Origin of the sequence: Aliiroseovarius crassostreae (assembly GCF_025137635.1) — a bacterium.
GTDB classification, from domain to species: Bacteria; Pseudomonadota; Alphaproteobacteria; order Rhodobacterales; family Rhodobacteraceae; genus Aliiroseovarius; species Aliiroseovarius crassostreae.
Map to the genome: position 1 here is coordinate 1,432,605 of NZ_CP080772.1, position 12,761 is coordinate 1,445,365.

A 12,761-nucleotide genomic window follows, 5' to 3' on the forward strand; every position below is an offset into this window, starting at 1 on the left:
ACTGAAAAACCCGGTGGCAAAACACCACCGGGCAATCGGAAACCTGAGATTGCGGAAACAGGCCAAGTATAGAGAGCTTTGACGTTACGCTCCCATGGCGATCTGCGCATCGAATTCTGCGGGCTCGGGATCGCGCAGAACATAGCCACGTCCCCAGACAGTTTCGATATAGTTGTCGCCATCGGTCGCATTGGCGAGTTTCTTGCGAAGTTTGCAGATGAAGACATCAATGATTTTCAATTCCGGCTCATCCATGCCGCCATAAAGATGGTTGAGGAACATCTCTTTTGTCAGCGTCGTGCCCTTGCGCAGCGACAGAAGTTCCAACATCTGGTATTCTTTCCCGGTCAGATGAACAGTCCGCCCATCCACTTCCACGGTTTTTGCGTCGAGATTGACTGCAATCTTGCCTGTTTTGATAACCGACTGGGAGTGGCCCTTTGACCGACGAATAATCGCATGAATGCGTGCAACCAGTTCTTCCCGGTGGAACGGTTTGGTCATGTAGTCATCCGCGCCGAAACCAAAACCTTTAATCTTATTTTCGGTATCATCGGCCCCGGAGAGGATCAGAATCGGCGTTTCGATTCGTGACATGCGCAGCTGGCGCAGCACCTCATGTCCGTTCATATCGGGCAATCCCAAATCCAGAAGAATGAGATCATAGTCGTAGAGTTTTGCAAGATCGATGCCCTCTTCGCCCATATCGGTCGAGTAGACATTCAGATTTGCATGGGTCAGCATCAATTCAATGCTACGAGACGTGGTTGGGTCATCTTCCACCAGCAAAATACGCATATCGGGGTTCTCCGCTAGATATTACTTCCGATTGCAAACAACATCGCCTGAAATGGTTAACCACCCGTTACCCTAAAAGAACTTTTAGCGAATTCTCCTCAGGGTTGTCTATATTTTTGCAATGCAGTGACCCGTAAAGCTGCTTCTCCATGGGATTTTAGAGCGGTCTGCCACTCCTGAAGCTCCTCTTTTGACAGGCCATACAGCTTCATGGCTTCATCCTCTCCGATCAACCCATAGGCGATACCTTTGACCACCGCAGACTTACGACTCGCCACCCAGCGACGCGTTTTGGCAGACGGCAGGTCCGCCCGAGACATGATGGTTCCGTCTGGCAAAGTGACAGATCGGGGTCCCTCAACTTTCTTGAGATACATGATTGCTCCCTTTTTCGCTCCCATTGGCTACATATCTGGGCAGTTTGCCCTGACAGGTTTAAAGAGTGGTGAAGCCCCCTCTTGTTGTTCCTTCGAATTTTCCTATATTTTGGCGGTCTTCTGGAAAGGACCTGTTATGACTTCTGACACGTTGGTTAAGGCTGCCACTGTTAACTCGCTGGGATTTGCCAAACCCCCGGCAGAAACCCGTGTGGTTGTGGCCATGTCTGGTGGCGTGGACAGTTCGGTTGTCGCGGCCCAGCTCGCGGATGAAGGCTATGACGTCGTAGGCGTCACGCTTCAGCTTTACGACCATGGCGCGGCGCTGGCGAAAAAAGGCGCCTGCTGTGCCGGGATCGACATTCACGACGCACGCCATGTGGCGGAAAGTATGGGCTTCCCTCATTACGTGCTGGATTATGAAAACATCTTTCAGGATGCCGTGATCGAAGAGTTCGCCGACAGCTATCTGGCCGGCGCCACCCCGGTGCCATGCATTCGCTGCAATGAACGTGTGAAATTCAAGGACCTTCTGGAAACGGCGCGTGACCTGGGGGCTGATTGCATGGCAACCGGGCATTACATTCAGCGAAAAATGGGGCCACGTGGCCCCGAACTGCATTCGGCAGCCGATCCCAACCGCGATCAGAGCTATTTCCTGTTTTCCACCACCCAAGAGCAGCTCGACTATTTGCGCTTCCCTCTTGGGCATTTGAAAACAAAAGAAGAAACCCGGGCGCTTGCACGTAAATATGGGCTGGAAGTGGCTGACAAACCCGACAGTCAGGACATCTGCTTTGTGCCGGAAGGAAACTATGCCGGGGTGATCGAGAAACTCCGCCCCGGTGCCGCAGAACCGGGCCAGATTGTTCATGCGGATGGCCGGGTTCTGGGCGACCATCACGGGGTGATTCACTATACAATCGGCCAGCGTCGCGGGCTGGGCATCGGCGGCTTGTCCGAACCGCTTTATGTGGTCAGGCTGGATGTGGAGGCCAAGCAGGTTGTGGTTGGTCCAAAAGACCTGTTGGCCACGCGGATTGTCCCGGTGCGCGAAATCAACTGGCTGGGCGATGAACCGTTCACCAGTCGGCAGGAATGGCATATGGGGGTCAAGATCCGCTCAACCCGCCCCCCGCGCGAGGCAATCCTCCGCCCGATTTCCGAAACAGAAGCCGAGGTTGAGCTTCTTACACCGGAAGAAGGGGTCAGCCCCGGGCAGGCCTGTGTGTTTTACGACACGGACAGCCCCCGCATTTTCGGCGGCGGATGGATCTGGCGCGGTTAACTGCTTTTCGGGGGAGGGTTAACATATCTCCCTTTCCCGAAACGCCCCCCTATCCGACATCTCTGCTTGCGGTCTGATGTCCCCCTGTTTCAGGTCAAACCCGAAATGGATTAAGCTCCCAAAAGCAATTTTCCCCAAATGACTTGATCAATGTCGTTGTCCTTTCCTTTGCAGGAGGGGAAGATCCGCCAAACAAACCTGAAAGGAATTTTCATGCGCCTGACCACAACCGCCCTTGCCCTTACGCTCACCACCTTTGTGGCACTGGCCCCGGCACATGCCGAAGGAGAGACCCACACCCAGAAAGTTGCCCTGGCTGCTGGCTATATCGAAGCCACGCTGCAGGATATCGACATGTCCGCGATGATCCAGACCATGTGGAAACCTCTGGTGGCAGATATCCAATCCAAGGGCATCCCGCTTGATGAGGGGCAGATCGCAAAAATCGACCGGATTTACCAAGATGAAATGACCGAGCCCATGTATGAGATCATGCGCGCGCAAGCTCAGGTCATGGCGGATGTGTTTACCTTTGAGGAAATCAAGGCACTTCGGGATTTCTATGCAACCGACCTTGGCCGCTCTGCCATGTCCAAACTGCCACAGCTTGCAGAAGTTCAGACGCCGCAGATCATGAAGATGGTGCAGGAAAAAATGCCCATGATCATTCCGCGTGTTCAGGAGATTTTGGTGGAAGGTGTCGAAAACGAAGGTGCCCAGCCGCAGTAACCTGATTGGCAGGGCGGGGTTATCCCCTGCCCTGTTCCACCATGCCCAGAACCGCACGCGCAGCGCGCAGCCCGGGTGCTTCGCCCCCTTTTCCCAGGCGCTCCATCGTCAGGTCCATGGCATAATCCTGCGACTGGCGATGGGTCAGCACCTCCTCAAGCGCGGGAACGATATTTTCCACCTGACAATGTTCGGCCAGAAATTCAGGCACCGCACGCGTCTCGGACACCAGATTGACCAGCGTGACCGTGTCGATCAGCAGCAGATTGCCAATCACCAACCGGCTGAGCCAGCTCATCTCATAGGCAATCACCATCGGTGTGCCGGCGGCTGCAAGTTCCAGTGAAACCGTGCCAGAGGTGGCCAGGGCCAGATCAGCCGCGCGAAACGCAGCCCGCTTGGCATCCTGATCTTCGGGAGCAATCAGAATGGGCTGCACCGGCCATTTTGCCGTTTCTGCCCGCACCAGATCAACCACGCCCTGTGCCATTGGCAAGACGACTTTCAATCCCGGATGGGATTTCGCCAATTCTCCGAAGACCTGCCCGAAACGCTCTGCCCCCCGGGCAATCTCACCTTTGCGGGATCCGGGCAATGCCAGCAGCAACGGGCCGTCGCCCACATCGTGAATATCCCGAAAAGCCTGCGCCTGATGGGCTGTGGCCTGTGGCTCGGCCACAACCGGATGGCCAACAAAGTCGCATCCCATGCCGGCCTCATGCATATATTTCGGCTCAAACGGCAGCAGCGCCAGAACATGGTCCACATGACGCGCCATCTTTACCGCCCGTTTTGGCCGCCAGGCCCAGACCGACGGGGCCACATAATGCACGATCGGGATCTCGGCCCCGCCTTCGCTTTTGACGATCTTGGCGACACGCAGACAGAAATCCGGGCTGTCGATGGTGATCAGAACATCGGGGCGGAGCCGCAGCACCTCAGCCGCCACTTCGCGAATGCGCCGTTTCAGGTGGAAATATTTGGGCAGAACCTCGGAAATGCCCATGACCGACAATTCGCTCATCTCGAATTGCGACACCATCCCCTCCCCCTGCATGGCGATGCCACCGACACCGGAAAACGACACCTCAGGGGACAGGGTTTTCAGACCTGCCATAAGTGCCGCCCCGAGGCGATCACCAGACGGTTCCCCCGCTATCAGAAAGACCTTCATGCCTCCCCTTTCCGCATCTCCAGAAACAGGTCAAGCTCCTCAACCAGACGGATCACTTCCGGCTGATCCAGAACCAGCACCTGCCCGGCCGGGATCACAATGCCGCCAAGCCCGGCCCGCGCCACATTGCGCACGGTTTCGGGGCCAATTGTGGGTGTATCCATGCGGCTGTCCTGCCCGGTTTTGGGCCGTTTGACAAAGACCCCCGCTGCGCCGAGTTTTAGTTTTTCCGGTGTCTGCGCCACGTATGACAACAGCGCATCCGTGCCCTGAATGCTTTCAATCCCCAGGCATTGCCCCCCCGCCACAACGGCACATTGGGCCACATCCAGCGGATCCAGTGCGCGCAGGATTGCAAAGGCTCGGACCGCATCCGCGCGGTCCTGTGCGCTCATCTCGCGCCCGGCATTCTGGGCCTGCCCGGTCAGGGATGAGGAAACATCTGAGGCGGATACAACCTCAAACCCCTGCTCTTCAAAGACGTCTGCCACCAACCGCAACACGGTGTCATCCCCTTTGCCCAGCACCGCTTTCAGACGCGGAAACAGGGCCAGCGTGGTCATGTCCATGCGCAGCGGGTTGAGTTTCGGGCGTGACACATGGCCCGCAAAGCAGACACGCTTTACCCCTGCCCGGTGCAGAAGCCTGAACAAGGCCCCCAGTTTTTCATAAGACGCTTCAGCCAGGTCCCCCCCATCAGGAGGGGTCACATCAATCCCCTTCAAGGACACGAACAGGGCTTGTGGGTTGGCCGCATGAAGGGTGCGGGGCAGATCTCCTGCCCCGGCGATGATCGCAAGGCGACCGGGTGTTTCACGATCGGCCAGCACGGTTTATTTCGGGGTCAGAAAGCCGCGATCGCTTTCGCCCAGAATAAAGCGGGTCATTTCGCGCACGAAGGCGCTATCCGTTTCTTCATCAAGGCGTCGGGCGCGGTCTTGAAAGCTGCCTTCGCCTTGTTTGAGCGACAGGAACGCCGCGCGCAATGCCGTGATATCGGTTCGTGCCACCCCCCGACGTTTCAGTCCCACAAGGTTGAGCCCATCCAATTCGCCACGCGGCCCCTGCACCAGCGCATGAGGCAGGACATCAGCGGTCACCATCGACAAGGCCCCGATAATGGCGCCCCGACCAATCCGCACCCATTGGTGCAAACCGGACAATCCCCCAACGATCACGTCATCTTCGATCACCACATGGCCCGCCACGGCCACATTGTTCACAAGGATCACGTTATTGCCAATCTGGGCATCATGGGCGACGTGGCATCCTGCCATAAAGAGCCCGTCATCCCCCACCCGGGTCACAAAACCACCCCCTGCGGTGCCAGTGTTCATGGTCACATGTTCGCGGATCCGGTTGCGTTTGCCGATTATCAGCTTTGTGTCTTCGCCCGAGAATTTCAGGTCCTGTGGGATCTCACCAATCACCGAAAAAGGAAAAACGACCGTTTCATCGCCAATTTCCGTGTCCCCGGTCACAACAATATGGGATTTCAGGACAACACCCTGGGCAAGTTTGACCTGCGGGCCGATATGGCAGAACGGCCCAATCTGGCAATCCGGCCCGATGACCGCGCCATCCTCGACGATCGCGCTGCCATGAACCTGAGCGGAGGGGTCAATCGCCATGGATCAGCCCTTTCCGCCAGTCACGTCAATCATTGCCATGAAGGTGGCCTGACAGGCGATCTCATCGCCAACTTTCGCGACCCCGTCAAATTTCCAGACCTTGGCGCCACCGCGCACAGTGGTCACATCCAAGATCAGAACATCCCCCGGCACCACCTTGCGGCGGAATTTGGCACTGTCGATCCCCATGAAATAAACCACGGCGCCGGTCCCCACCAGATCAAGCGACAGGGACACCATCACCGCTGATGTTTGTGCCATGGCTTCGATGATCGTCACGCCAGGCATGATCGGCAGGCCCGGAAAATGGCCCTGAAAATGCGGCTCGTTCATGGTGACCATCTTGATCCCGCGGGCAAACTCACCCTTGCGGATATCTTCGACCCGATCCACCAGCAGGAACGGATAGCGGTGCGGAATGCACTCTTGGATCAATTGAATATCAGCAGTGGCGGGCACATCAACCATGGTCATGTCCTTTTCAACTGGTCCCGACAGGCACAATCCGGCCCGGAACCAAAGTGTTTGTTTTCATATTGTGATTACCAAGCCAGCGACGGTGAAACAACGCCAATCCGAAGCGAGATCACACCAATTGCGCAAAGCGACAGCCGGGACCGCCTCAATTGCCATCGCCTGCGTCAGGGTCAGCCTCCGGAGGGGATTCCAGGGGGGATGACGTATCTGCCCCGTTTTCGCTTTCTGACGTGGCAGGGGGCGATGGGACGGTGGGCCCTTTTGACCCCGTTCCATCGCCCAACAACCGGTCAATCAGTGCGATGGCCTGATCGGTGATGTCGATATTCTGCGTCGTCAACAGGATTGCCCGTCGATCCACGATCACAACACCACCACGCTCGCGCACAACCGCCCCCAAAATCGGGCCAATCCGGTCGAAATAGGCCTGTTGCTCACGCTCGAACCGCTCGGTGAAACTGCGCTCCTGCTCAGGGCGTTGTGCCCGCAGGGCCTGGACCTTTTCGTCAAACGCATCGGCCAGCGCACGAAACGCCTCTGGGCTGAGGCGCGCGCGTTCCTCGGTCAGGCGCTTTTCCTCAGCTGCGAGGGAGTCATCCACCCTGCGCGCCTCAGAAGCCAGGCGGGCGCGTTCCGCTTCCAGTTCCTGCAAAATACGTCGCCCATATTCCGACTGCGTGAACAGCCGGTCGCGATCAACCGTCAGGATATGAGAGGCCTGCGCCGAAACAGACGATGCGGGCGCTGCAGCCGTTGCAGGTTGGGAAGCAGGCGCGCCGCTGTCCTGTGCAACGGCAAGGCCTGTCGCAGCGCCAACCCCCAGCATCACACCAAGGGCTGTGCCCAGTGTCCGGGCGGGTGTCCCCACAGCGGGACCTTGACGCGCGCGCCGGGTCTCGCTCGGTTGTGTCCGCCCCATACCCATCGGATCAGAAACTGGATGAGATGGTAAGCTCGAAATTGTTCTCTTCATCATAGGACTGTTTTTCAAGAACATGCGAGAAGTTCAGGCGCAGCGGGCCAATCGGTGTTTTCCAAAACAGCGACGCCCCGATGGAGGACCGCAGATGGGCATCGTCGTCGATCGCGCCTCCCAGATTATCATCCAGCCCCCAGAGGGTGCCTGCATCCAGGAACAAGCCGCCTGTCATACCGTATTCTTCAGGCAAGCCAATCGGGAACTCCGCTTCAAGCCGGGCCACCGCGTAGAAATTGCCGCCAAGCGCATCCTTGTTGATTGCCCCAAGGTCGCGCGGCCCCAATCCGTTGCTGGCAAAACCACGCAGCTTGGACGGGCCAAGATGGAAGCGATCCGTGAACCGTGACACCCCGCCGCTATCCAGACCGGCAAGGGCCCCACCTTCCAAAGTGGCAGACAAGGTGACCTGATCATTCAGAACCTTTGTCTGGGCGCGGGCAAGCGCCTCGGCCTTGATATACTGATAATCTGACCCCAAACCGCCAATATCGGCGCTGGCGCGCAAGAGCACGCCCGCATTGGGATTAAGACCCGTGCGACGGCTGTCAAAACTATAGGTCAGGCCCGCGCCAAACCCGATCTGATTTCCGCGTGCAATTTCGTTTTTGATGATCTGAGAACTGTCGCCGGTTGAACTTGCTTCCGACATTTCGGTGCCTTCGACAAACGCCCGGACGCCAAGGCGACCATTGTCACTGATCGGAAAGCTCAGCGACGGGCGGAACAGGATTTCCGTGCTGTTGAAATCAGAGTTATTTGTCGTGTCTTCGGTGAAATGACTGTCAATGCCGAAGGTCAGATCACGGCCCAGGAACCGGGGTTCGGAGAAGTTGAAGGTAAAGCTCCGGGTGCTTTTTGCTGTCGACAGGCCAAGTTTCAGGAATTGCCCACGGCCTAGGAAATTGCGCTGCGTATAGGCAAGGCTCAGGCCGAAACCGTTTTCCAGACTGTAAGCCCCGCCAAAGCTCAGGCTGCCGGTGGGACCTTCTTCCACATCCACATCCACAACAACGCGATCAGGCGAAGACCCCGGCCGGGTCTTCACATCCGCCTTGGTAAAGAAGCCAAGTGCACGAATGCGTTCGGCACCCTCGCGAATTTCGCGCGGGTTAAACGGATCCCCTTCTACCGTACGGAACTGGCTGCGCACCACCCGGTCAAGCGTGGTTGCGTTGCCCTCGATATCAATGCGTTCGACCACAATCCGCGGGCCGCGCGTCACGTTGAACTCGATATCCAGCGACAGATCGCGCTCGTTTCGGGTCACAATCGGTTCAACGCGAATAAAGTTGAGCCCCTTGCGAAGCGCCAGACGCTCCATCCGTGCAATCGTGTTTTCGATTAGGCGCGGAGAGTAGACCACCCCCGAGCGCAGCTTGGAGGCGGCGGCAAACTCGTCCGCATCAATCTCAGGCTGGTCCGTTGTCGTGGTGATGTTACCAATCGTGAACTGCTGTCCTTCCTGCACCGAAAAGGTGATGAAGAACGCGTCACGGTCCCGCGCGAATTCGGTGCTGGCATTCAGCACCTTGAAATCGACATATCCGCGCGACCGATAGAAATCGGTCAGCACCTGCTTGTCGAGTTCAATGCGCTCCGGGATATAGCTATCCGCGCGGATCAGGGCACGGAAAATGCCCGCCTGTTTGGTTTCCAGAACGCGGCGCAGACGCGCATCGGAAAAGACGCGGTTGCCCACAAAGGACAGGCGTTCCACCTCAACCGGTTTGCCTTCTGTCACTTCAAAAACCACATCCACGCGATTGTTGGCGCGCCGAATGATGCGCGGTGTGACAGTGGCGGCCAACCGCCCCTGCGCCCGATACATTTCAATAATAGTCTGAGCATCCTGTTCGGCGGTGCTCGGGCTATAGACATAACGCGGTTTTGTTTTCAGAAGAGGTTCGAAAACCTCATCTTTCAGGCGGCGGTTACCTTCGACGGAGACGACGTTGACGGTGGGAAATTCCTGAACCCGGACCACCAGCTTGCTACCTTGCGGCAAAAGCTCGACCTTTTCGAACAGACCGGACCCGATCAGACGCTGATAGGCGTCGTTGACCTCGGCCGCTGAGACCGTCTGACCACGGTTGATTCCCAGATAGTTCAGGATCGTTGCGGCCTCGATCCTTTGCGCGCCTTCGATCTCAACCGTGCTGAAAGCATAAGCCTGTGCGATGGTCGGGGTGACATACCCACCGGAAGCTGCTGTTATTCCCAACAAAATCGCAACTGAACTGCGTTTTGCAAAACTTGAAATCCTGTCTTTGCCGCACAGAGTTTCGCACTTCAGACTGCCTTTATTATTCATAACTTAGCTTCCGCTCAAACATCCCATTTCCAATTTTGAATAAAGGGTCGACGGGAGCATGTCAAAGACGGAAAAGCGCCCCGGCAAGAGGGCGCTTTGAAGGGCTCATATATGTTTCAGCTTGTGGCCATGCAGCAAAAGTTTGGCGCACGCCTTTCAGGGGGGTGTTCCTACAGGAACAGGTTCACCATGATCGACGCAAGGGACAGGGCGACAAGGATGGCGCCCGCGCTTAGGAAACGGTCGAAATTCAATCCCAGCAGAAGGGACAGGCCGCGATAGCCGTTGTGCAGTCCGTTTTGAATATGGTCCATCTCACTCTCCTGAAACAAACACCCATTACGGGCGGTAACAAGAGATTAACCGCAGGAATGTGGCGCAATTTTCGGCAGAATGTGGCATTTTCAAGGCAATCGCACCGCGCCTGCCCACTCCTCTGACACGTCCCCCCTCACCTTAGCAAAACAGGTCGTTGGTCACCCCAAACACCATCAGCGACAGAACAAGCGACAGACCAATGATCAGAAGGATATTCATCACCTTTTCGTTGGGTTTGCGCCGGGTAACGGCCTCATAAGCAAAAAAGACCAGATGCCCACCATCCAACACCGGGATCGGGAACAGGTTCAACAGACCAACCGCGGTTGAAAGCATCCCGATAAAGGCAATAAAGCTGGATACCCCCTGTGACGCGGCCTGCCCCGACACCTGGGCAATACCAATCGGGCCGGACAGGTTGCAGCTGGAAATCTTGCCAGAGATCATGTGCCACAGGCCCGACAGGCTGGAACGGATAATATAGATCACCCGATCCACCCCTCCCTCAAGGCTTTCCAGCACACCGGGCGTGCGCGTGGCCGGTTCAAAAATCAGCCCTGCGGAGACACCGATCAACCAGCGGGTTTCAAACCCGCCCTCTGGCAGCGGAAGATCCTGACGGCGGGGTGTCAGTGTCACCTCAAGGCGCTCTCCGTCACGATAAATACCTAGGGTCATAGGGGCACCTTCCCCGTTCACCACCAGATCGCGCAGCCCTTCAAATGTTGCCACCCGATTGCCGTCAACCGTCTCGATCAGATCATCGCGACGCAGACCGGCCTCAATCGCTGCAGATTTCGGCGTCACCGAGCCGATCAGAGCCGGGAAAGGATGCGGCCCCATGACCACAACTTTCTTGCCATCCCGGTTCAGGCGGTATTCCACGACGGGCGTGTTGGGAAGTTGGGTGGTGAAGGTGTAAAACTCTGACAGTTTTGGCGTCTCCGCCCCGGCGATGGACAGAACCTCATCGCCCGGCTGCAAGACATCTTCCACGCCCGGCAAGGGTTTTACCTTGCCCACGGTCAACGGGTCCGTGCCCACCCCGACCCACATCAATATCCCGCCAAACAGGAAGATCGACAGGATGAAGTTGAAGATCGGCCCGGCCGCAACCGTCGCGGTGCGGGCCCAAAGCGGCGCCCCCGGCATGGTGTGGCGACGCTCCTCTGGCGAAAGCTCTGCCAGAACCTCTTCATCGGCACCGCCGGAGGCCGCATTGGCGTCCCCTGCAAATTTGACATATCCGCCAATGGGATAAGCGGCGACCTGCCATTTGGTGCCATGTTTGTCCACGCGCGAATACAGCACCGGCCCCATGCCGATGGAAAACACATCCGCCTTGATCCCGGACCAGCGCCCAACGATGTAATGCCCATATTCATGCACCGCCACGATGATGGTCAAAGCGACCACAAACGCAAGCACCGTGAAGGCCAGATTGCCAAAATCCGGCAGGAGTGAAATGAGATCCATGATTATCCTTCCAGCACGGTTGTGACGGGACGAGAGGCGCGCGCTGCAATCAGCTCCTGCGTCCTGATACGAGACATCTGGTCAGCGGCCTGCACATTATCAAGGGTCATGGCCGCACCGATCAGTGTTCTGTCGCCAGAAAGGTCAGAGAGCGCCTCTTCAACCAACCCCGCCATTTCCATGAAACCGACCTGGCCCGAGATGAACCCGTCCAGTGCCACTTCCTTCGCCGCATTGAACACCGCGCCCGTCAGCCCCCCGGCCGCCATCACTTCGCGCGCCAGACGCAAGGCCGGATATCGCGCTTCATCTGGTGCCCGGAATTCAAGTGTCGCCACGCGGGCCAGATCCAGTCTTTCCACCGGCAAATCCCGCCGTTCGGGCCAATGCAGCGCGTAGCCGATGGCATGACGCATATCCGGCGCACCCAGATGGGCCATCAGGGCGCCATCGTTGAACCCCACCAGCGCGTGGACCAGGGATTGCGGATGCACCAGCACCTCGATCTTTTCAGGATCAATCTGAAAAAACTCTTTTGTTTCGATAACTTCCAGTGCCTTATTGAACATAGAAGCACTGTCGATTGTGATCCGTTGCCCCATGTCCCAATTGGGATGAGAGGAGGCTTCGGCCAAGGTAGCAGAGGCAAGCCGTTCTAGCGGCCAGTCCCGGAATGCACCGCCGGAGGCCGTGATGATGATCCGTTCAACCGCGTGCATATCTTCGCCGACAAGGCCCTGAAACACGGCGGAATGTTCACTGTCCACCGGCAGGATCCGCGTGTGATGCGCCTGTGCCGTGGCCATGATCAGGGGCCCCGCGGTAACTAGGCTTTCCTTGTTGGCCAATGCCAGCGTCGCCCTGTTTTCCAGCGCACGCAGCCCGGGCAAAAGCCCTGCGGCCCCGACAATTGCCGACATGACCCAATCCGCCGGACGACAGGCCGCCTCTTCAATCGCATCCGCCCCGGCCGCAGCTTCCACGCCAGACCCCGCCAGCGCGTCACGCAAGGCAGGCAGGTTGCGTTCATGGGCTGTCACCGCCACATCCGCATTCAGACGCCGCGCGTCATGGGCCAGTTGGGACACATTATGCCCCCCGGTCAATGCAACAACGTCATACCCCTCTGGCTCACGCGCAATAAGATCAATGGTGGATTGGCCAATGGAACCGGTTGCTCCAAAGATTGAAATTTTGCGCATG

Annotated in this window: 13 protein-coding genes; 2 read left to right on the top strand and 11 right to left on the bottom strand. The window is 57.5% G+C overall.

Features of this window, described 5'->3' with window-relative positions; genetic code table 11:
- Positions 1-84: 84 nt before the first annotated feature.
- Together ctrA and sciP are read right to left on the bottom strand one after the other, a co-directional pair.
- Entirely contained in the window at positions 85-798 is a 714-nt protein-coding gene (gene ctrA, locus K3J57_RS06805) for a response regulator transcription factor CtrA (RefSeq protein WP_173487111.1), read from the bottom strand.
- A 98-nt stretch (positions 799-896) separates the two neighbouring features.
- Complete coding sequence (sciP, locus tag K3J57_RS06810) at positions 897-1,175, bottom strand: CtrA inhibitor SciP (protein ID WP_173487110.1); 279 nt, start codon at positions 1,173-1,175, stop codon at positions 897-899.
- A 136-nt stretch (positions 1,176-1,311) separates the two neighbouring features.
- Between sciP and mnmA the strand changes: the two genes are divergently transcribed.
- The gene (mnmA, locus tag K3J57_RS06815; RefSeq protein ID WP_259794631.1) at positions 1,312-2,463 is read left to right on the top strand and encodes a tRNA 2-thiouridine(34) synthase MnmA; all 1,152 of its coding nucleotides are present in this window, start codon (positions 1,312-1,314) and stop codon (positions 2,461-2,463) included.
- A 213-nt stretch (positions 2,464-2,676) separates the two neighbouring features.
- The gene (locus tag K3J57_RS06820) at positions 2,677-3,192 is read left to right on the top strand and encodes a DUF2059 domain-containing protein (RefSeq protein WP_259786848.1); all 516 of its coding nucleotides are present in this window, start codon (positions 2,677-2,679) and stop codon (positions 3,190-3,192) included.
- A 19-nt stretch (positions 3,193-3,211) separates the two neighbouring features.
- On the opposite strand, the gene lpxB is transcribed toward K3J57_RS06820, so the two are convergent.
- The 9 genes from lpxB to dxr form a co-directional block, all read right to left on the bottom strand.
- Positions 3,212-4,366, bottom strand: coding sequence for a lipid-A-disaccharide synthase (lpxB, locus tag K3J57_RS06825; protein WP_259797627.1), 1,155 nt, complete (start codon positions 4,364-4,366; stop codon positions 3,212-3,214).
- Positions 4,363-5,196 (bottom strand): LpxI family protein, encoded by an 834-nt coding sequence (locus K3J57_RS06830; protein ID WP_259797629.1) that lies wholly within the window; start codon positions 5,194-5,196, stop codon positions 4,363-4,365. The genes lpxB and K3J57_RS06830 overlap by 4 nt, the downstream gene beginning before the upstream one ends.
- Before the next feature lie 3 nt (positions 5,197-5,199).
- Positions 5,200-5,997, bottom strand: coding sequence for an acyl-ACP--UDP-N-acetylglucosamine O-acyltransferase (gene lpxA, locus K3J57_RS06835; RefSeq protein ID WP_259786853.1), 798 nt, complete (start codon positions 5,995-5,997; stop codon positions 5,200-5,202).
- A 3-nt stretch (positions 5,998-6,000) separates the two neighbouring features.
- The gene (fabZ, locus tag K3J57_RS06840; protein ID WP_375542825.1) at positions 6,001-6,465 is read right to left on the bottom strand and encodes a 3-hydroxyacyl-ACP dehydratase FabZ; all 465 of its coding nucleotides are present in this window, start codon (positions 6,463-6,465) and stop codon (positions 6,001-6,003) included.
- Positions 6,466-6,619: 154 nt separating this feature from the next.
- Positions 6,620-7,393, bottom strand: a complete 774-nt coding sequence (locus K3J57_RS06845) for an OmpH/Skp family outer membrane protein (RefSeq protein ID WP_259797634.1) — start codon at positions 7,391-7,393, stop codon at positions 6,620-6,622.
- Between the two features lie 10 nt (positions 7,394-7,403).
- Positions 7,404-9,764 carry an outer membrane protein assembly factor BamA gene (gene bamA, locus K3J57_RS06850; RefSeq protein ID WP_259797635.1) on the bottom strand — a complete coding sequence of 787 codons (2,361 nt, stop codon included), beginning with the start codon at positions 9,762-9,764 and terminating at the stop codon, positions 7,404-7,406.
- Positions 9,765-9,934: 170 nt separating this feature from the next.
- Positions 9,935-10,078: a hypothetical protein gene (locus tag K3J57_RS06855; RefSeq protein WP_173487102.1), complete on the bottom strand. Its 144-nt coding sequence runs from the start codon at positions 10,076-10,078 to the stop codon at positions 9,935-9,937.
- A gap of 142 nt (positions 10,079-10,220) precedes the next feature.
- A complete protein-coding gene (gene rseP, locus K3J57_RS06860; protein ID WP_259794642.1) occupies positions 10,221-11,558 on the bottom strand; it encodes an RIP metalloprotease RseP in 1,338 nt (445 codons plus the stop codon).
- A 2-nt stretch (positions 11,559-11,560) separates the two neighbouring features.
- Positions 11,561-12,760 (bottom strand): 1-deoxy-D-xylulose-5-phosphate reductoisomerase, encoded by a 1,200-nt coding sequence (gene dxr, locus K3J57_RS06865; protein ID WP_259797636.1) that lies wholly within the window; start codon positions 12,758-12,760, stop codon positions 11,561-11,563.
- Position 12,761 lies beyond the last annotated feature (1 nt).